Annotated in this window: 19 protein-coding genes and 1 riboswitch; of the genes, 7 read left to right on the forward strand and 12 right to left on the reverse strand. The window is 60.3% G+C overall.

What is annotated here, in order from left to right:
- Positions 1-137 precede the first annotated feature (137 nt).
- From AB8B33_RS25645 to AB8B33_RS25670, 6 genes are all read right to left on the reverse strand, one after another.
- On the reverse strand, positions 138-1,901 hold the full coding sequence (locus AB8B33_RS25645) for a peptidoglycan D,D-transpeptidase FtsI family protein (RefSeq protein ID WP_439017516.1): 1,764 nt from the start codon (positions 1,899-1,901) through the stop codon (positions 138-140).
- Positions 1,898-2,224 (reverse strand): hypothetical protein, encoded by a 327-nt coding sequence (locus AB8B33_RS25650; RefSeq protein WP_439017517.1) that lies wholly within the window; start codon positions 2,222-2,224, stop codon positions 1,898-1,900. The genes AB8B33_RS25645 and AB8B33_RS25650 overlap by 4 nt, the downstream gene beginning before the upstream one ends.
- Positions 2,225-2,334: 110 nt before the next feature.
- Positions 2,335-3,288 carry a sugar-binding transcriptional regulator gene (locus AB8B33_RS25655; RefSeq protein WP_310382358.1) on the reverse strand — a complete coding sequence of 318 codons (954 nt, stop codon included), beginning with the start codon at positions 3,286-3,288 and terminating at the stop codon, positions 2,335-2,337.
- 21 nt (positions 3,289-3,309) lie between these two features.
- Positions 3,310-4,776 (reverse strand): FGGY family carbohydrate kinase, encoded by a 1,467-nt coding sequence (locus AB8B33_RS25660; RefSeq protein ID WP_439017518.1) that lies wholly within the window; start codon positions 4,774-4,776, stop codon positions 3,310-3,312.
- 64 nt (positions 4,777-4,840) lie between these two features.
- Positions 4,841-5,797 (reverse strand): transketolase family protein, encoded by a 957-nt coding sequence (locus AB8B33_RS25665; protein WP_113324573.1) that lies wholly within the window; start codon positions 5,795-5,797, stop codon positions 4,841-4,843.
- On the reverse strand, positions 5,797-6,606 hold the full coding sequence (locus AB8B33_RS25670) for a transketolase (RefSeq protein ID WP_113324572.1): 810 nt from the start codon (positions 6,604-6,606) through the stop codon (positions 5,797-5,799). Before AB8B33_RS25670 ends, AB8B33_RS25665 begins: the two co-directional genes overlap by 1 nt.
- 212 nt (positions 6,607-6,818) lie before the next feature.
- Here AB8B33_RS25670 and AB8B33_RS25675 point away from each other — a divergent pair, with 212 nt between their 5' ends.
- From AB8B33_RS25675 to ribB, 7 genes are all read left to right on the forward strand, one after another.
- Positions 6,819-7,802 carry an ABC transporter permease gene (locus tag AB8B33_RS25675; protein WP_310382361.1) on the forward strand — a complete coding sequence of 328 codons (984 nt, stop codon included), beginning with the start codon at positions 6,819-6,821 and terminating at the stop codon, positions 7,800-7,802.
- Positions 7,803-7,918: 116 nt separating this feature from the next.
- Positions 7,919-8,848 carry a sugar ABC transporter substrate-binding protein gene (locus AB8B33_RS25680; RefSeq protein ID WP_113298805.1) on the forward strand — a complete coding sequence of 310 codons (930 nt, stop codon included), beginning with the start codon at positions 7,919-7,921 and terminating at the stop codon, positions 8,846-8,848.
- A 27-nt stretch (positions 8,849-8,875) separates the two neighbouring features.
- Positions 8,876-10,354, forward strand: coding sequence for a sugar ABC transporter ATP-binding protein (locus AB8B33_RS25685; protein WP_439017519.1), 1,479 nt, complete (start codon positions 8,876-8,878; stop codon positions 10,352-10,354).
- Positions 10,355-10,376: 22 nt separating this feature from the next.
- A complete protein-coding gene (locus tag AB8B33_RS25690; protein ID WP_113321778.1) occupies positions 10,377-11,165 on the forward strand; it encodes an SDR family oxidoreductase in 789 nt (262 codons plus the stop codon).
- A gap of 4 nt (positions 11,166-11,169) precedes the next feature.
- Positions 11,170-11,907 carry a triose-phosphate isomerase gene (gene tpiA / locus AB8B33_RS25695; RefSeq protein ID WP_113321779.1) on the forward strand — a complete coding sequence of 246 codons (738 nt, stop codon included), beginning with the start codon at positions 11,170-11,172 and terminating at the stop codon, positions 11,905-11,907.
- A 74-nt stretch (positions 11,908-11,981) separates the two neighbouring features.
- Positions 11,982-12,764, forward strand: coding sequence for a glucose 1-dehydrogenase (locus AB8B33_RS25700; RefSeq protein ID WP_439017520.1), 783 nt, complete (start codon positions 11,982-11,984; stop codon positions 12,762-12,764).
- Positions 12,765-12,870: 106 nt separating this feature from the next.
- A riboswitch (FMN riboswitch) is annotated at positions 12,871-13,015 on the forward strand.
- Positions 13,016-13,132: 117 nt separating this feature from the next.
- Entirely contained in the window at positions 13,133-13,759 is a 627-nt protein-coding gene (gene ribB, locus AB8B33_RS25705; RefSeq protein WP_113321781.1) for a 3,4-dihydroxy-2-butanone-4-phosphate synthase, read from the forward strand.
- Between the two features lie 167 nt (positions 13,760-13,926).
- On the opposite strand, the gene AB8B33_RS25710 is transcribed toward ribB, so the two are convergent.
- From AB8B33_RS25710 to AB8B33_RS25735, 6 genes are all read right to left on the reverse strand, one after another.
- On the reverse strand, positions 13,927-15,051 hold the full coding sequence (locus AB8B33_RS25710) for a Gfo/Idh/MocA family protein (protein ID WP_439017521.1): 1,125 nt from the start codon (positions 15,049-15,051) through the stop codon (positions 13,927-13,929).
- Positions 15,052-15,062: 11 nt separating this feature from the next.
- On the reverse strand, positions 15,063-15,848 hold the full coding sequence (locus tag AB8B33_RS25715) for a ThuA domain-containing protein (RefSeq protein ID WP_439017522.1): 786 nt from the start codon (positions 15,846-15,848) through the stop codon (positions 15,063-15,065).
- Between the two features lie 75 nt (positions 15,849-15,923).
- Positions 15,924-16,952 carry an ABC transporter ATP-binding protein gene (locus tag AB8B33_RS25720; protein WP_439017523.1) on the reverse strand — a complete coding sequence of 343 codons (1,029 nt, stop codon included), beginning with the start codon at positions 16,950-16,952 and terminating at the stop codon, positions 15,924-15,926.
- A gap of 12 nt (positions 16,953-16,964) precedes the next feature.
- Positions 16,965-17,795 (reverse strand): carbohydrate ABC transporter permease, encoded by an 831-nt coding sequence (locus AB8B33_RS25725; protein WP_113322513.1) that lies wholly within the window; start codon positions 17,793-17,795, stop codon positions 16,965-16,967.
- Entirely contained in the window at positions 17,795-18,781 is a 987-nt protein-coding gene (locus AB8B33_RS25730) for a carbohydrate ABC transporter permease (RefSeq protein WP_113322514.1), read from the reverse strand. Before AB8B33_RS25730 ends, AB8B33_RS25725 begins: the two co-directional genes overlap by 1 nt.
- Before the next feature lie 83 nt (positions 18,782-18,864).
- Entirely contained in the window at positions 18,865-20,130 is a 1,266-nt protein-coding gene (locus AB8B33_RS25735; RefSeq protein ID WP_439017524.1) for an ABC transporter substrate-binding protein, read from the reverse strand.
- Between the last annotated feature and the right edge of the window lie 190 nt (positions 20,131-20,320).

The raw sequence follows: 20,320 nt of genomic DNA on the forward strand, positions 1-20,320 counted from the left end.
CGACGGACCATGGGCGCTGCGGCGCCTCGGCATGATGCCGACCGGCCAGAAATCATTCCTAGGCTTCGGGCGCATAGACCGAGGCGGATCGCTGTCGCAGCGACGTGCGGCGCACCTCGCAGATCCTGGCGGATAGCTCAGTAACTGATCAGTGAATAGGGAACATCATTCGAACCGAAGCGAGGCTGGACGCCGAGCAGCGGGGCTGCTCGACCAATGATTTCCTTCACCATCGGAGCAGCGGTTGACGCTGCAGTTCGCCCGCCGTGCTCGCCGGTTTTCGGGGCATCGATGATCGAGAGAATCATGTATTTCGGCTTATCCATCGGAAAGGCCGCGACGAAGGCGTTGAAATTCAGGTCGCTGGCATAGCGTCCATTGACGACCTTGTCGGCGGTGCCGGTCTTGCCGCCGACGTTGAAGCCCTCGACCTGGGCGCCGCGGCCGGAGCCCTTCAGCCCGTTCCAGGTGAAGAGGTAGCGCATATCCGCGCTCGTGCTTTGCTTGATGACGTTTCGCGACAATGCTGCGGCCTGTTCCGGCGACCGTGGTAGGAAGGTCGGCGAAATGAGGTTGCCGCCATTGATAAGAGATGCAGCCGCAGACGCCGTTTGCAGCGGGGTCGTCGCGACGCCGTGGCCGAAGGAGATCGTGACGGAGTTGATCTTCTTCCAGGTGCGTGGCTGTGTCGGCGTTGCGACACCCGGCATCTCCGTCTCCATCTTGGAGAGAAGGCCGAGCTTGGTCAGGAACTGTTGATGCCCTTCAATGCCGACCATATCCGCGACGGCGGCAGTGCCGATGTTCGACGAATACTGAAAGACTTCCGGGATCGACAGGGGCCTGTGCTTGCCTTTGAAGTCCTTGATCGTGAAGCCGCCCATGCGGATCGGACGGGATGCATCGACGACGGAGTTTAGTGTGATCTTTTCCGCGTCGAGGCCCATTGCCAGGGTGAAGCTCTTGAAGGTCGAGCCCATTTCGAATGTCGCATTGCTGATCCGATTGAACCAGCCTTTCTCGTAGTCCTTGTCCGGTCTGCCGTCCGCCAATGTGCGCGACGGCTCGTTAGGGTCGTAGTCCGGCACCGAGGCCATGGCCAGGACCTCGCCCGTCTCGACATCGAGAACGAGTGCGCCGGCGGCGTCTGCCTGATAGGCGTTCATCGCCTTGGCGGCGACCTCTCGGGCGATGTTCTGGACGCGGATGTCGATCGACAGCCTGACGGGCTCAAGTGGAACCCCAGATGTCAGTCCCACAGCCCTCAGATCGGCCAGGCCCTGCTGGTCGAGATACCGCTCCATGCCGGCCAGTCCTTGATTGTCGACATTGACGTGGCCGAGAATATGCGACGCAGCGCGCGCGCCGGGATAGAAGCGACGTTTTTCCGGTCTGAAGCCTATGCCGGGAAGGCCAAGGGCCAGGATGTCAGCTTGCTGCCTCGGCGTGAGTTGGCGCCGCAACCACTGGAAGCCGCTGTCCATCTTGAGTTTCTTGTGGGTCTCCCTCCAATCGAGGCTCGGGATGACGGCTGCGAGTTTCTCCACCACTTCGTCGGCGTCGATGATGCGACGGGGGTCTGCATAGAGGGAGACCATGTTCAGGTCGGTAGCAAGGAGCTGGCCGTTGCGATCGATGATGTCGGGCCGGGAGGCGACGCTGTTGGGATTGCCAAGCGAGCTGGCGGCAAACGGCTCAGCCAGCCCATACTGGAGGAGGCGACCTCCGATCAGTAGGAAGCCGAATACGAAGCCGGCGATCAAGATTCCCAGGCGCCGCCTTGCCTGGCCGCTCCGCTTCTTTCTCGTGCCCGGGATCTTGTCGTGAATGCCGATCCTCTGACGTTCGACGCGGATGTGGGAACGGCTTTTGATCTTTAAAATTCGCGAGATGATAGTCATTGCGCTAATCCAGAACAGGCGGCGGAAATCGAAGAAGCACCTCCGAAAACGCGGCGCGTTTTCAGGCCTGTTTCTCCTGGGGCAACTGGTGACGAGATTTGCGTCGAATAATCTAAGAATTTGTTAACCGTCGCTTCTAGAAGTGCCACCGGCACCGTGCTCGACGCCATGTCAAGCCATCCGCGGAGCGTTGTCTGGAGATCCAGATGGCGGCCAGCAATATCAGCCGCATCGTCGGGGTGATGAAGGACGCCGGCCTCTGCGGCATGCGATAAACTCCCGATCGCCTGAAACGAGCGATAGAGGTGCGGATTGGTCACCATTGTACCAACAGCTACCACTCCCGAACAAACCGCAACCCCTCACGGCGAAACGTCATGACGTCAATATTTTCCGCGCCGTTCTCGGGACCAGTTGGTTCGCTGGCGAGTTCCTATACGTCGATCAATCGTTGAGCGGTAAACTTATCCGTTACCAGCATGTCGATGACGCCAACGCGAAGGGCGCCTGAGATCGCTGCCGTCTTCTTCGCGCCGCCAGCCAGCGCGATGACCCGATCCACCCGCGCAAGGTCCTCGAGTGGAAGGCCTATGACCCGGTCATCCAGCGGCGTTTTCACCGGTTTGCCGTCCTTGTCGAAGAAACGCAGTGAAATGTCACCGACGGCGCCGGCCTCGGCGAGATCGGCGAGTTCCCGCGACGAAAAGATGTTGCCGGAACGGGCAAGCAATTCGGACGGCTCAACCGCGCCGATGCCGACGATGGCGAGCGTGATGCTGCCGAAGAGATCCATGGTCTCACGGACGAAGGGATCTGACTGCATCAGGAGCCTGGCTTCCCTCGACGTTGTCACGCCCTGTACGGGAAGCAATTTGGGTTCGGCCCCGGTGAGGCGAGCAAGCCGCGTGGTGAGCTGCGTTGCATGTGTCTGCACCGAGGGGTCGCCCATGCCGCCGAGGGTCTGGACGACGTATTTTACCTGGGCGCTTTTCTGCGGATGGATGTTTTCGACCATCTTGAAGATGGTCTGGCTCCAGCTCGACACCCCGACGATCTCGCCAGGTGAAAGTGTGATCTCCAGAAGATGGGCTGCGGCTTCCCCGATCCGGGCCATGATTGCCCCGTCCCGGTCCTCGCTGCACTCGACGACAATTGCTTCGGGAAGGTCGAACTTTTGTCGCAGCGCCCCCTCGAGCTCGCTATAGGTGCCGACCGGCGGGATGACGCTGGTGCGAACGATATCCTCGGCCTCGGCCCTCTTCAGCATTCGCGAGACAGTCGCCTGGGAAAGCCGCAGATGCTGTGCGATCTCCGCCTGCCGCCGCCCTTCGATGTGGTACATCTGGGCAACCCTGGAAATCAGGCGGAGTTCGTTGAGGCGGGACATGGGCGATACCGGCTTGAATTTTTATTCACATTTAACCGGTGTCGGTCGCGACGTCGAGCGGGCCAGCGCATCATTCCATGTATTGAGAAGGCCGATGCGGTCGATCTCTTCTGGGCGGATCACTTCGGTGCTTCGGGGCAGTGCCTCGATCACATCGAGATCCTTCCACAGGCCGAGCGAAAGCCCGGCCAAATAGGCTGCACCGAGGGCTGAAGCCTCCGGCGCTTGGCATTGTATGACGGCATGTTCGATGAGATTGGATACGCACTGCATCAGGAAGCGGTTCTGGCTCGGGCCGCCATCGACGTATAGGGCGCCGAGTTGACCGCCGCTCTGGGCGCGCATGGCGGCGATCACGTCATGCACCTGGCAGCCGATCGAATCCGTCACCGAGCGGGCCATCTGGGCGCGGGTCGTGGAAAAGTTGATCTGAGCGAAGAGAGCGCGGGCGTCGGAGCTCCAATAGGGGGCGCCAAGGCCGACGAAGGCGGGCACGAATCCCGGTCCGCCCGGCTCGGCCGTCGCCGCAAGGTCGACGAGGGCGGCCACATCGGGAAGGCCCAGAATGCCGGCCATCCAGGGAAGGCTTGCGGCCGAAACGAGGATGTTGCCTTCGAAGGCGAAGGTCGGCACGCCAGCGATCCGCCAGGCGACCGTCGTGGTGATGCCGTTTTGCGGCGCGATGAAGCGCGGCAATGTCGTCATGACTGAGGAGCCGGTTCCAAACGTCACCTTGCCGTCGCCGGGCTTGAAGGCGCCGTGACCGAAGAGCGCTGCATGGCTGTCGCCGATGGCGGAGCGGATCGGCGTGCCATCGGCAATGCCGGGAAGCCCCTGTGTCGTGCCGAAATCGGCAGAGCTGTCGAGCACTTCAGGGAGCAGGGTAATATCAACGCCGAAGATTTGGCCGAGCTCTTCGCTCCAGACCTGGCCATTGAGGTCGAACAGCTGGCTGCGGGCGGCATTGGAGGCATCGCAGACGTGGCGGCGTCCACCCGTCAGGCAATGGATTAGCCAGCTGTCGATCGTGCCGAGATGCACGCGGCGTCCGGCCGGAACGCGATCGAGCAGCCAGCGGAATTTCGATCCGGGAAACATCGGGTCGAGGGGCAGACCGGTAAGTGCCTGTACGCGGTTGAGATGACCTTCGGCGATGAGGCGCTCGCAGTCAGGCGCGGTACGGCGGCATTGCCAGCTGAGCACGGGACCGAGCGCTTCGCCGGTCTCAGCATCCCACACCGTGACAGATTCGCGCTGGTTGGACACTGCCACCGCCTCGACAGTGACGTCGGACACTTTCGTCAGGCAGGTCTCGATCGCTTCGCAAACGGAGGCAAAGATCCGGCGAGGATCCTGCTCGACCCAGCCCGGTTGCGGATAGGAAATGCCGACGGCGGCCGAGCCTCTAGCGAGCACCTCTCCTGTTTCGGAAACCAGAACTGCCTTCGAATTGGTGGTGCCCTGGTCGATTGCCAGAATAGCCCGCATCGTCTTCTCCTCAGACAATGGCCGGGGCGGATGCACGCCCCGGCTCAATAGACCTGCTATCAGATTATTTGCGCTTGATCAGCGCCTCTGCCGCATCGGCGATCGCCGCCGGTGCCATGCCGAATTCGTCGAGGAGGAATTCCGCCGAACCGGTCGGCGCATAGATGCCGGGAACGCCAAGACGCTTCATCGGCACGGGCGCGTTGTCGACGACCACTTCGGCGACGGCTGAACCGAGGCCGCCGAAGACCGAATGTTCTTCCGCCGTTACGATCGCACCGGTCTCGTTGGCTGCGGCGATGATGGCGGTCTCGTCGATCGGACGAACGGTCGCCATGTTGAGCACGCGTGCCTTGACGCCGCGCGCGGCCAGGATTTCGGCGGCTTTCACCATGCGATGGGTCAGCGTGCCGTTGGCAATCAGCGTGACATCGGAGCCCTCACGCAGCAGGTTCGCCTTGCCGACTTCGAACTTATGGCCTTCGGGCAGCAGATCCGGAACGCCGACGCGCGACAGGCGCAGGAAGCAGGGACCATTGTAGCTTGCGGCCCATTCGACGGCGGCGGCGGTCTCGATCCGGTCGCAGGGGGCAATGACGGGCAGGTTCGGCAGCACGCGCGTCCAGGCGAAGTCTTCGATCGAATGATGGGTCGGGCCGAGTTCGCCATAAGCCATGCCGGAGGAAATGCCGACGAGTTTGACATTGGCGTTCGAGTAGGAGATGTCGGCCTTGATCTGCTCGAGCGACCGGCCGGTCAGAAACGGCGAAGCGCCGCAGACATAGGGCAGGCGTCCGCCATTGGCGAGACCGGCGCCGACGCCGACCATGTTCTGTTCGGCAATGCCGACATTGACGAGGCGATCAGGGAATTTCGACTTGAAGCCGCCGAGCTTGGAGGAGCCGACCGAGTCGTTGCAGACGGCAACGATGGTTTCATTCTCGGCAGCCAGCCGTTCGAGCGTCGCGGCAAAGGCATCGCGGCAATCATAGAGCTTCGGTGGGTTTACGGGCGCGTTCATTAGAGTGCCTCCGACAGTTCTGCCAATGCGGTTTCATACTGTTCCTTGCTCGGAACCTTGTGGTGCCAGTCGACGCGATCCTGCATGAACGAGATGCCGTGGCCCTTATTGGTGTGCGCGACGATGCAATGCGGGCGGTCACTGCGATGCTCGAGAGCGGGCACGATCGCGTGCATGTCATTGCCATTGATTTCGCTGACCTCCCAGCCGAAGGCCTCGAGCTTGGGGCGAAGCGGCGCGAGATCGTTGGTGTCCGATAGGGAGGCGCCCTGTTGGAACCTATTGTGGTCGATGACCAGCGTCAGGTTGTCCAGGCGGAACTGGTATGCTGCCATGATGGCTTCCCAGTTGGAGCCTTCCTGCATCTCGCCGTCACCTGTGATGACATAGGTGTGGTATTTCGCGCCCGAGAGTTTCGCCGCCTTCGCCATGCCGACAGCGACAGGCAGCCCGTGTCCCAGAGGCCCCGTATTGGTTTCGACACCCGGCACCTTGTTGCAGTTCGGATGGCCGTTCAGCCGGGAATGCGGCTTCAGGAACGTCGCGATTTCCTCTTCCGGAATGAAGCCCCGCTTGGCGAGCGTCACATAGAGCGCGCAGGCCGTATGGCCCTTCGACAGCACGAACCTGTCGCGATCGGGATGTTTGGGCTGGTCGGGCCAGATATGCAGCACACGGAAGTAAAGCGCGGTGAGGAGATCGATCACCGACATCTCGCCACCAATATGGCCGGCGCCTGCCTCGTATACGGCCTGGAGGTCGCGCAGACGTATCTGGCGAGCAACACGTTCAAGTTCGGAAGGCTCCATCGTTTCCTCTTGTGCATAAATATTCATGTAGTTATATTTTTGCATACAAGCGGCCTTAGTCAAGCCCCTTATTGGTCATTGTGCTTCGCTCATCGGCCGGAAAGCTGGTTGACAGCATCTAAGCAAGTTGTTAATGAATTTTCCAGCAGGTATGAATAAATATTCTTGCTTGAAGAAATATTGGCCGCCGGCCTTAATCCCAGGGAGGAACGATGGTGGCGATCGACGTGAATGAACAGAGCCGTCCGTCCGGCACGTGGGTAAGCAAGCTCACGGGGGCAACCGGCCCGCTCATCGGGCTGCTTTTGCTCTGCCTGTTCCTGACCTTCAGCACTGATGCATTTCTCTCCGTCCGCAATGGTCTGAACATTCTCGACCAGATCACCGTGCTCGGGATCATGGCAGTGGGCATGACCTTCGTGATCCTGATCGGCGGCATCGACCTTTCAGTCGGTTCGGTCCTGGCTCTCGCGATGATGGTGATGGGCTGGACGGCGAATGTCGCCGGCCTGCCGCTCGGCATCGGCATCGTGGTGGCGCTCATTGCCTCGATGATCAGCGGCCTGATCGTCGGCATCATGGTCACCTGGTTCAGGGTGCCTGCCTTCATCGCGACACTGGCGATGATGTCGGCTGCGCGCGGCGTGGCGAACATGATCACCGACGGCCAGCAGATCGTCGGCTTCCCCGACTGGTTCATGATGCTGGCCATTGACCGCCATTTCGGCATTCTGACTGCAACCGTCTTCCTGATGCTGGCTGTCGTCGCCGCTGCTTGGGTTTTCCTTCACTTCCGCGCAGAAGGCCGCATGCTCTATGCGGTCGGCGGCAATCCCGAAGTTGCTCGTCTTGCCGGCATCAACGTCCAACTCGTGACTATTCTTGTTTACATGGCGAGTGCCGTCCTTGCAGGTCTTGCCGGTATCGTTCTTGCTGCCCGTCTGGACTCGGTTCAGCCGTCCAGCGGTTTTGGCTACGAGCTGGACACGATCGCGGCCGTCGTCATCGGCGGAACCTCTCTGTCGGGAGGCGCAGGCGGTATTGGCGGCACGCTGATCGGCGTCCTGATCATCGGCGTGCTGCGTAATGGCCTCAACCTTCTCAACGTCTCGCCCTTCCTGCAGCAGGTCATCATCGGCGTCGTCATCGTTCTCGCTGTCGGCGCAGAAACGATCCGGAAGCGGCGGGCTGCCTGATCATTCCGCCCGCAGACGATGCGGGCGTGAAGAAATTCCTCTCCGAGAGGTTTGGAGCGGAGCTATTGCCCGAGGGGGAGGATACCCGAGGGTTCACTAACAACGGAGGAACTGACATGAAATTTGCGCGCACTCTGCTCGCGTCTGCCGCCCTGCTTGGCCTCAGCCTCGGATCCGTTCAGGCGGCCGAAGTCAAGAAGCTCGGCCTTGCCGTCGCCAATTTGCAGGCAAACTTCTTCAACCAGATCAAGCAGTCCGTCGAAGCTGAAGCCAAGAAGCGTGGCATCGAGGTCCTCACCGTCGACGCCAAGGGCGATGGCCCGACCCAGGTCAACCAGATCCAGGACCTGCTGACCCAGAATATCGACGCACTGATCTACATCCCGGCAGGCGCTGCTGCAGCCAGTGTGCCGGTCAAGCTCGCAAAGCAGGCCGGCATTCCGGTCGTCAACGTCGACCGGAATGCTGAAGGCGCTCCGGGCGATACCTTCCTGGCGACCGATTCCGTCGCCTCCGCCAAGGCGGTTTGCGACTACATCCTCAAGGAAGCCGGCGGCAAGGGCAAGATGGTCATCATCCATGGCCAGAAGGGCACCACGCCTGAACTGGACCGCACCAAGGGGTGCCAGGAATCCCTGAAGGCCTATCCGGACGTGAGCGTCGTCGCCGAGCAATATTCCAACATGTGGAGCCAGGACGAGGGCTTCCAGATCATGCAGAATATGCTCCAGTCGAATTCTGATGTCTCGATCGTCTTTGCCCAGGCAGATGGACTGGCGCTCGGTGCGGCCCAGGCGATCAAGGTCGCTAATCCATCGCAAAAGATCGTGGTCGGTGGTTTTGATGGCGACACCGCTGCGCTCGAGGCCCTCAGCAAGGGTGTGTTCGACGTGACCGCGACACAGCAGACGCAGAAGATGGGCCGCGATGCGGTGGAGAACGCGGTCAAGCTCGCTGCCAAGGAAAAGGTGCCACCGGTTCAGCTGATGGACGCCACGCTGACGACCAAGGAAAACGTGGCAGGCTTCATCGCCAACCATCCGTAATCAGTCAAAATCTCGAGGAGGTGTGCTGTGACCGAGCCGGTTCTTTCCCTGAGGGGCATATCCAAGCGCTACGGACCGCTCCAGGTTCTGAAAAATGTGGACCTGGACGTCTATCCCGGCGAGGTGGTGGCACTTCTCGGCGAAAACGGCGCCGGCAAGTCGACGCTGTCAGGCATCATTGCCGGATCACGCACACCGTCCGAGGGCACGATGACATGGCTGGGGCAGCCTTATGCCCCGGCCGCTCCACGCGAGGCGATCGACAAGGGCGTCGTGCTGATCCATCAGGAACTGCAGCTTCTGCCGCATCTTTCAATCGCTGAAAATGTCTTCATCGGTCGTTGGCCGATGAAGAACGGCGTGGTCGACCGTACCCAGATGGTCCGCCGCGCCCAGGAACAGCTCGCACGGCTGAACCTGCACATTCCCGCGACCCGAAAGGTTGCCGGTCTTTCGACCGCCAACCAGCAGCTGATCGAGATTGCCAAGGCGCTGGCGCTCAATGCAAAACTCCTGATCCTCGACGAGCCGACCGCAGCCCTTGGCGGGGCGGAGACGGAAGCCCTGTTCGAGCAGGTGCGCAAGCTCCGCGCCGAGGGCGTAGGCATCATCTACATCTCCCACCGCATGGAAGAGATCAAAAAGATCACCGATCGCATCGTCGTGCTTCGCGACGGAGAGCGCGTCCATGAATTTGCCGACAGTTCGACGCCGGTACGCACGATCGTCGAAAGCATGGTCGGCCGCTCGCTCGATCGCATGTTTCCGACCCTTCCCGAGCCGACCAGCAGGCCCGTGCTCGAAGTGTCCGGCCTGACGTCGCCGGATGATTCCTTCCGGGATGTAAGTTTCGACGTTCACGCGGGCGAGATCCTCGGCATTGCCGGCCTCGTCGGTGCCGGCCGCACCGAGCTCGTGCGCGCGATTTCCGGTGCCGATCCAATCAGCGCCGGCTCGGTCCGGCTGGAAGGCGAGGCGCTGAAGCTGCGCAGCCCTGCGGATGCGATCGCCAAGGGCATCGTGATGGTTCCGGAAGATCGCAAGGATCAAGGGCTCGTCGTTGCACACAAGATCAGCGAGAACATCATCTACGCCAATCTCGACAAGCTTGGCGGGCGCTGGCTCACTTCGAGCGTGAAACGCGTTTTCGCCGAAAAGGCGGTGGCGAAATTCGGCGTCAAGGGGCGTGCGGAGCAGTTTGCCTCCGACCTCTCGGGTGGCAACCAGCAGAAGGTCGTCATCGCCAAATGGCTGATGCGCGATCCGAAGGTCGTGGTGCTGGACGAGCCCACACGCGGTATCGATGTCGGAGCCCGCGCCGGCATCTACGATATCATCGTCAACCTCGCCAAACAGGGCGTCGCGGTCATCGTCGTAAGCTCCGATCTCGAGGAGGTTCTCGGCGTATCTAACCGCATTCTCGTGCTGGCGCAGGGCAAACAGGCAGGCATTTTGAAGCGTGACGAGGCGAACGACGTCTCGGTCATGGAACTGGCGACAATCTAGGCAAAGACAGAAAGGAAGAGCGGTGTCCGACATCTCTCTGAACGCACCTAAACTATTTGATCTCAGCGGCCAGGTTGCCATCGTGACGGGCGCCGGCAGCGGCATCGGGCAAAGGATCGCCATCGGTCTTGCCCAGTGCGGCGCCGACGTGGCGCTTCTCGATCGCCGCACTGATGACGGTCTTGCCACGACTGCCAGCCATATCAGGGCTGCCGGTCGCCGCTCGATCGAGATTGCTGCCGACGTCACCAGTAAATCGTCGCTTGCCGAAGCCGTCGCCCGCACCGAAGCCGATCTCGGTGCGCTCTCGCTTGCTGTCAATGCCGCCGGTATCGCCAACGCTAATCCCGCCGAGGAGATGGAAGAGGATCAGTACCAGACGCTGATGGACATCAACCTGAAGGGCATCTTCCTGTCCTGCCAGGCCGAGGCACGCGCCATGTTGAAGAACGGCCGCGGGTCGATCGTCAACATCGCCTCCATGTCGGGCGTTATCGTCAATCGCGGTTTGAGCCAGGCCCATTACAATGCCTCGAAGGCGGGCGTGATCCATATGTCGAAGTCGTTCGCCATGGAGTGGGTCGGGCGCGGCATCCGCGTCAACACGATTTCGCCGGGCTATACCGCAACGCCGATGAACACCCGGCCGGAGATGGTACATCAGACCAAGCTCTTCGAAGAACAGACGCCGATGCAGCGTATGGCCAGTGTCGATGAGATGGTCGGTCCTGCGGTCTTCCTGCTCTCGAATGCTGCAAGTTTCGTGACGGGTGTCGATCTGCTCGTTGACGGCGGCTTCTGCTGCTGGTGATGACATGCGTAAGCTGATCGCAGGCAATTGGAAAATGAACGGTCTCGTCTCCTCCCAAGCTGAGATCGAGGCGCTGAAGGGGCTAACGGGCAGTGCGACGTGCGATATCGTCGTCTGCCCGCCCTTCACGCTGATCGACCGCGCCGTGGCGCGGGTCAAGGATACTGATCTCGCCATCGGCGCGCAGGATTGCCACGCGCAGTCGTCGGGTGCCCACACGGGCGAAATTTCTGCCGAAATGCTTGCCGATCTCGGTGCGCGCTATGTCATCCTCGGACATTCCGAACGCCGTGTCCTGAACGGCGAGGACGATGAGATTGTGCTGGGGAAGGCGCTTGCCGCGCATCGGGCAGGCTTGATTTCGATCGTCTGCGTCGGTGAGACACGCCATGAGCGCGACGAAGGCCGGGCAATCGAAGTCGTCGGCGAACAACTGCGGGGATCCGTCCCCGAGGGTGCTACCAGCCGAAATCTTGTCATCGCCTATGAACCCGTCTGGGCAATCGGAACCGGACTGGTGCCGACCCACGAACAGATTGAGGAGGTCCATGCGGCGATCCGGCAGATGCTCGAAGAGCGGCTGGGCAGCGATGGCCATTCGGTCAAGATCCTCTATGGCGGCTCGGTCAAGGCATCCAATGCAGAGGCGATATTCGGGCTTCGCAATGTGGACGGAGCGCTGGTCGGCGGCGCTTCGCTGAAGGCCTCGGAATTCGCAGGAATTATTTCGGCAGCCGTTTGAACTCTGAGTGCGGAGACAAGTGTCGCCAGTGCAGATCGGTGCGCTCACGCCGGCGCCGTTGAAAGGAAAAGAGAATGCAACGTTTTGAAAACAAGACCGTCGTCATTACCGGCGCAAGCCGCGGTATCGGTGCAGCGATCGCCAAACGCTTTGCGCGCGAAGGCGCCAATCTCGTCGTTTCGGCCAATGAAGACAGCGTGCATGGCGTGGCAGAACAGATCAAGTCAGATGGCGGCAAGGTTATTTCCTTCGTTGGCGACGTCACTGACAAGTCAAGCGTCAAGGCCCTTTATGACGCAGCCGAGCAGGCATTCGGCGCTGTCGACGTCTCCATCCAGAATGCCGGCGTCATCACCATCGCCCGCATCGAGGATATGACCGAGGGCGAGTGGGACAAGGTCATGGCCGTCAACACCAAAGGCGTGTTCCTCTGCGCCCAGGAAGCGATCGCCCGCATGCGCAAGCACGGCCGCGGCGGCCGTCTCATCAACACGGCCTCCGGCCAGGCGCGCGACGGCTTCATCTACACGCCGCATTATGCCGCCTCGAAGATGGGCGTCGTCGGCATCACCCAGAGCCTTGCCAAGGAAGTCGCCACCGACGGCATCACCGTCAACGCCTTCTGCCCGGGCATCATCGAGACCGACATGTGGGCCTATAACGACCAGGCATGGGGCAAGCTGCTCGGCAATTACGGCCCCGGCGAACTGATGAAGGAATGGGTCGAAGGCATTCCGATGAAGCGCGCCGGTTCCGGCGAAGACGTCGCCGGCCTCGTCACCTTCCTTGCCAGCGACGATGCAGCCTACATTACCGGCCAGACCATCAATGTCGATGGCGGCCTCATCATGTCCTAGCTCTGTTCGACAATAGGAAACGGTGCTTTCACCTCTGCGAGGCAGTTCCCGCGGCGAGATCTGCACCCAACCTCTTGCAGAACAAGGCCTTCATCATCTATCTAAGTAATGTTCTCAGGGCGGGGTGCAATTCCCCACCGGCGGTATCGAGGCAACTCGGAGCCCGCGAGCGCCTTCGTGGAAGCGAAGGGTCAGCAGATCCGGTGAGATGCCGGAGCCGACGGTCATAGTCCGGATGGAAGAGAGCAACGCAGAGGACACCGCTCGGCACGCGGTGTTTCATATGCTTGTTCGCCCAAGGGAAAATGGTGGCTTTTGACAGGCCATGTACGCCGCACACTGCGGCTAACCCTTGAAAGGCAGAGAAGATGGCAATTTCCAAAATCGAAGATGCGATCGTCGCGATTGCGCGTGGCGAGATCGTGGTCGTCGTCGACGATCGTGATCGTGAAAACGAGGGCGACCTCGTCATCGCATCCGAGGCAATCACCCCGCAGGCGATCGCCTTCATGATGAATTATGCTCGCGGCCTCATCTGTGTGGCAATGGAAGGCGAGCGGCTGGACGAGCTGCAGATCCCGCAGATGGTCCCCAACAATACCGAACTTTTGAAGACGGCTTTCACCGTGTCGGTTGACTATATTCCTGAAACGACGACCGGAATTTCGGCGGCTGACCGCGCCGCGACGGTTCGCGCACTCATTGCCGAGACGTCCCGCCCCGAGGATTTTGCGCGGCCCGGCCATATCTTCCCGTTGCGTGCGCATCCGAACGGCGTGCTTTCTCGTCCAGGTCATACCGAGGCGGCTGTCGACCTCGCAAGGCTTGCCGGCCTGTCGCCGTCAGGTGTCATCTGCGAGGTGGCCAATGATGATGGCACGATGGCACGCCTGCCCGAGCTTGAGCAGTTTGCCGAACGGCACGGCCTCCATCTGATCACAATCGAGGATCTCATTGCTTATCGGGGCGTGAGAGCGCCTGTTAAGGCCGCCTAGTAAGCGTGTCTTGGCCTGGCGTAAAAGAGCCACGGCGAGCCAAGATCGCGTGGGTGCCGTTTGTGTAGTCTGCAACGAGGCACTCGCGCTCTGGCACGGATAAGCAGCGTGAGCTATTAGCTCGACGAAGGCCCGATCACGCGGGCCTTCGATGTTTCACCATGCCTTCAGACGACGAGTGCTAGCGCCGGTCCCTGATCGTCCGTCTTGCGTTCCTGGCCGGCCGTGCCTTCCAGGCTCTCGGAAGCCAGCAGATTGAACTCCCGACGTTCTTTCTCCGATACGATCGCGAGGTCGATGACCTTCTGCAGGTTGGCGGCATGGCGGAAGGTGGGATCGTCCTGCTTTCCGGTTCTGACCGCTTCGGCAAAGCGCTGGTAGTTGGTCAGCACTGACGGCACCTCGATGTCACGCCAGGTGGCGCTTTCAATATCGTCACCGAAGCAGCCCCGAAGATCTGAGCCGTCAGGACGATGGATGACTTCGAGGCTGCCTTTTTCGCCATAGATGCGCAGCTTCAGTTCGTTGAGATGACCGGTCGCCCAGCGTGTCGCATGGATGACGCCGAGAGCGCCATTGGCGAAATCGACAGACATGGTGAAGCTGTCATTGGCGTCGAGCATATATTCACCGATCTGTCCGCCCGGCGCCTTGTTGAAGGTCTTGAGACGCGCAAAGACATGGTCGATATCGGTCGCGGCGCCATAAGCGGCGAAATCGAGAATATGAATGCCGACATCGCCGAGCACGCCGTTCGATCCATGGCCGGTGGACAAGCGCCACAGCCAGCGCGATTCCGTGCGCCAGTCGCCCCAGGCGCGGGACACCAGCCAGCTCTGCAGATAGGAGGCCTCCACATGGCGGATGGTGCCAAGTTCGCCTGCCAACACCATCTCGCGCGCCCGTTGCAGCGGTGCGACGTTGCGATAGGTGAGGTTGACCATGTTGATGACGCCGGCGGCCTCAGCCGCGTCCGTCATCTCAAGCGCATGGGCGTAGTTTTCTGCCAGCGGCTTTTCGCAGAAGACGTGTTTGCCGGCGGCGATCAGCGCCAAGCTCGTCGCATGATGTATCCGGTCAGGCGTGACGTTGGTGGCGGCATCGAATTCGCCCCAGGCGATCGCTTCCTCGAGCGTGCTGAAGCGCTTTCCGATATTGAAATGATCGGCGAACTCATCAAGCCGGGTCCGATCGGTGTCGACGGCGCCGACCACCTCGACACCATCGATGGCGAGGAAGTTGGCAACCTGGTTTTTGGCCATCATGCCCGTGCCAAGAACAAGTAGACGCATTGCTCTTCTCCTCAGCGGTAACCGGCTTCGCCGGCTTGATGCAGTCTCGGACCACGCTCGACGATCGGCTCCAGTGCCTTCTCTACCGGCACATTTGGGGCATCGGTGATGCTCTTCAGGTCGCCCTGCGGGTTATAGGCCCACTTCACGCCGTTGATCAGCACCTTCTGCACGTTCGCATCGTGATAGGTCGGGTAGGTTTCGTGGCCGGGACGGAAATAGAAGATGTTGCCGGCGCCGCGGCGCCAGGTGAGGCCAGACCGGAAGACTTCTCCGCCCTGGAACCAGGAGATGAACACCGTTTCCAACGGCTCCGGCACCGAGAACTGCTCGCCGTACATTTCTTCGTTTTCCAGCTCGAAATGCTCGCCGAGACCAGCAGCGATCGGATGGCGCTGATTGATCGTCCACAGACGCTCGCGCTCGCCCGCCTCGCGCCATTTCAGCGCACAGGGCGTGCCCATCAGCCGCTTGAAGATCTTGGAGAAATGGCCGGAATGCAGCACGAGAAGGCCCATGCCCTCCCAGACCCGCTTGGCGACACGCTCGACGACGACGTCAGAGACTGCGCCATGGTCCTTGTGACCCCACCAAGTCAACACATCGGTCTCGGCAAGGCGGGCCTCCGTCAGGCCGTGTTCCGGCTCCTGCAGCGTGGCGGTCGTTGCCGAAATCGCCGGATCGGTGTTCAGCGCCTTGGCGATCGTGGTGTGCATGCCATCAGGATAGATCTCCCGGACAATGGCGTTGGTATTTTCGTGGATGTTCTCACCCCAGACGATGGTGCGAATAGACAAGTTTTTGCTCCTTCACAGCAAGTAGCGGACCGGAACCGATGGGAAGCGGTCGGATCCTGTTTGTTTGATTGGTGGTCAGGCTGCGCCCTTGAAAGGGACCTTTTCGAGTGCGCGTCCGGATTGGTCGAAACGGTGAATGCGATCCTTGACCGGCGACACGCCCAGTTGCTGGCCGGGCTGGTGGCTCGATACGCCGGTCTCTCGCACGGTCAGCGGCTCGGCGGAGCCGATGTCGAGATAGACGAAACTGTCCGAGCCGAGGATTTCTGAGTGGATGACAGTGCCCGTCCAGACAGGATCCTGATCTCTAAACTCGATATGTTCGGCTCGCACCCCAATCGTATGGGCATTATAGGGAGCCGCGAACGGTCCGGAGAGGAAGTTCATTTTCGGCGAGCCGATGAAGCCGGCGACGAAGATTGAGTTCGGGGTCTCGTAGAGCTCGATCGGAGTTCCGATCTGTTCGACGACGCCATCACGAAGAACGCATATGCGATCGGCAAGCGTCATGGCCTCGACCTGATCGTGGGTGACATAGATCATCGTGGTGTCATGCATGCCGCGGTGAAGCTTGGCGATCTCCAGTCTTGTGGCAACGCGCAAAGCGGCATCAAGGTTCGACAATGGTTCGTCGAACAGGAAGACCTTCGGGTCACGAACGATGGCGCGGCCAATGGCTACGCGCTGGCGTTGGCCGCCTGAAAGCTGGCGCGGCAGGCGCTCCAGATAGGGTGAGAGCTGCAGCATGCCGGCTGCCTGTTCGACGCGCGCCTTGCATTCTTCTCTGGTTCGGCCGGAGAGCTTCATGCCGAAGGCCATGTTTTCGTAGACCGTCATATGCGGATAGAGCGCATAGGACTGGAAGACCATCGCGATGCCGCGCTTCGACGGGGAAAGACGATTGACCGGCTGACCATCGAAGGAAAGCGTGCCTGACGTTATGTCCTCCAGTCCTGAGATCAATCTAAGCAAGGTGGACTTGCCGCAACCGGACGGGCCGACGAAGACCATGAACTCCCCCTTCCGGATGTCCATGCTAACGCCCTTGATGACTTCGAATGCCCCGAAGCTCTTGCGGATATTGTCTAATCTAATTTGTGCCATGTCGCGCTTTCCTCAGCCTTTGACGCCGCCGGCCGTCAGCCCGGAAATGATCCGGCGTTGAAAAATAAGAACAAGGATGACGACGGGCACGGTAACGATGACCGATGCCGCCATGATATTGCCCCAGGGGATTTCGAACTGACTGCCGCCCGAAAGGAGAGCGATCGCTACCGGCACCGTCCGTTGCGCATCCGACGAGGTGAAAGTCAGCGCGAACAGAAATTCATTCCAGGCCGTGATGAAGGCAAGCAGACCGGTGGTGACCAGGGCCGGCCACATCAGCGGCATGAACACCTGCGTGATGATGACCCAGGGGGAGGCGCCATCGACGATGGCCGCTTCCTCGATCTCGATCGGCAGATCCCGCATGAAAGTCGTCAGCACCCACACCGTGAAAGGCAGAGTGAAGATCATATAGGAGAAGATCAGCGCGAAGGGCGTGTTGAAGATGCCGATCCAGCGGATGAGTTCGAATAGCCCTGCGAGCACAGCGATCTGCGGGAACATCGAGACGGACAGAATGGTCAGCATCAAGAGGGCCCGACCCCGGAAATGCACGCGGGCAAGCGCGTAGGATGCGGTCACGGCGAGCAGCAAAGAGGCGGCGACCACGAGGCAGGCAATGAGCAGCGAATTGCCGAGGCTGCGGATGAAGCTGCCGGTCGTCAACACGCCGGTATAGTTTTCCAGCGAGATCGAGGTCGGCCAGTAGGTGACCTCGAAGAGCGCGGTGCCGACTTTGAAGCTTGTTAGGATCGCGTAGTAGAACGGGAAGACCGCGATGATGACGATGACCGCGACCAGCAGATAAAACAGCGTATTCTTCGTGGCTGTGAGCAGCATCAGCGTTCGCCTCCACCGAGATTGACGCGGCCGAGCCAGATGTAGAGCACGGTAACGGAGGCGATGATAAGAAAGAGAACAGTGGAGGCGGTTGCGCCATAGGCGAACTTGTCGAAATCGAAGAGGTTTTCGCGCGCCATCACCGACATTGTCTTGGTCTGGGCGTTGTTCGGTGTCAGCACGTAGATCAGGTCGAAGATGCGCATGGCGTCGAGCATGCGGAAGATCACGGCGACCATGATTGCCGGGCGGATCAGCGGCAGGGTCAGACGCCAGAACACTTTGATGGGGTTGATGCCGTCGATCTTTGCGGCCTCGTAAATATCGGCCGGAACCATTTGCAGGGCGGCGAGGATCAGCAGCGCCATGAAGGGCGTTGTCTTCCAGACGTCGACGATCAGAACGGCGATCATCGCTGTCTGGGGATCAGCGGTCCACGCGATCTTCTGGCTGATGAGCCCGAGGCTGAGAAACATGTCGTTGAGGATGCCGAACTGATCGTTGAGCATCCAGGCCCACATTTTCGCGGAGACGATGGTCGGGATCGCCCAGGGAATGAGGATAGCGGCGCGCACGACGCCGCGGCCAACGAATTGCGCGTTCAACACAAGGGCGACGATGAGGCCGAGCGCGGTTTCGATCGTCACCGACAACAGCGTAAATTTTGCCGTGTTCCAGACCGCGCCCCACCAGGCGGGATCGGCCAGCAGTCCCCTATAGATCGTGCGGCCGCTCTTCAGGGTAACCCAGGAGAGGTAATTGTCGAAGCCGACGAACTGAGCATCGCCGAGGTTCGTCAGCGACGCGTTGGTGAAGCTGAAGTATATGGTGCGGAACAGCGGCCAGCCGGCAACGATGGCCAGGATCAGCAGGGTCGGAGCCAGGAAGATCCAGGCGGATCGGACACGTTCCGAGCGCAGATCCGAAGAGATTGCCTTCGTGCGCGCGCCCGTGCTCAGATTTTGGGAGACTGCAACTTCACTCATGGAATATCCGCTTCATGAGACAATCGACGACGGCGTATCGGAAGCGGCAGCGGCGAGATATCCGACGCTGCCGCCTCGATCTGTTACCAGCCGCTGCCTTGCAGCGTCGTCAGATCGGCTTCGAGAAGCTCTAGATTTTCTTCGGCTGTCCCACTGCCGGAGAGCGTATTGTGCACGGCGGTCCAGAACTTGGCGGAAACCTCGTTATACTTGACCTTGGCAACAGCCGACGGACGCGGCACAGCGTTTTCGAAGATCGGCTTCCAATTCGGCATGAACGGCTGCGCAGCAGCAATGTCCTTGTCGTCATAAAGCGCCGACAAGGTCGGCAGGTTGGAAAGCTCGATGGCACGCTGCTTCTGGCTTTCCTTCGACGTCAGGAACTTGACGAGTTCGATCGCCGCATCCGGGTTCTTCGAATATTTCGAGACGGCGAGATTCCAGCCGCCGAGCGTCGAGGAGGGCTTGTCGCCTTCTGCGGCAACGGGAAGTGTCGTCACGTCGAACTTGCCCTTGACCGGACTGTCGGCGCCGTTGCCCAGCGCATAGGCATAGGGCCAGTTACGCATGAAGACGGCGTTGCCGGTCTGCCAGACACCGCGGGATTCTTCCTCCTGATAGGCGAGCACACCGCTCGGTGAAATCGTCCCGATCCAGCCCTTGGCGCGATTGAGTGCTGCCGCGGCCTTCTCGTTGTTAATCGAAATCGTGCCGTCGGTCTCGATGATCTGGCCGCCGCCCGAGGACTTGACCCATTCCAGTGCATCGCAGGTCAGGCCTTCATAGGCATTGCCCTGGAAGACGTAACCCCAGAGATCCTTCTGGCCGGCGGCGCGTTCCTTTTCCTGGATTTCCTTGGCGGTTGCCTCCATCTCGTCCCAGGTCTTCGGCGGCTGCTTGCCGTATTTCTCAAGCAGATCCTTGCGGTAGAAGAGGGCCGGCGCATCCGTATAAAGCGGCATTGCGACCAGACGGCCGTTCACGGTCTGGGAGGCAACGATCGCCGGGAAAAAGTCGCCGACGACGTCCTTGGTGGCATCCTTGAGATCGACGAACTGGTCTGCCAGCTGCGGGGCCCAGATAACATCCGTCTGGTAGACATCGACATCCGTGTTGCCGGCTGCGAGCCAGAGCCGATATTGCGAAAACTGTTCAGTGGATGAGGGCGGCATGGTGACGATCTTGACCGTATTGCCGGTCGCCTTCTCGAAGGCATCGAGCTGCTTGCGGAACAGATCGAGGTTCTTGCCGGTAGAGCTCGCTGAAATGCTGATCTCGGCGGCAAAGGACGGAACTGACACGCCAATAAGCGCAGCCGCGAGGGCGGCCGCAGTGAAACGAAACTTCATTTTCTCCTCCCAAAGACCAAATTGAAATCGATTTGGTTGTGAAAAACTGTCAGAAGGTCGATACCGTGTCAAGGGAGGTTCTTGATTGCGACCTATACTTGTTCATAAATGCGGAATATCGTTTAAAATCAACTGAAAACCCAAATGCCGTGATTTCCTAATTCGCGCTAGTGTTCATCTGGCGGCAGAT

The sequence above is a fragment of the Rhizobium sp. 768_B6_N1_8 genome, assembly GCF_051811225.1.
Lineage (GTDB): Bacteria > Pseudomonadota > Alphaproteobacteria > Rhizobiales > Rhizobiaceae > Rhizobium.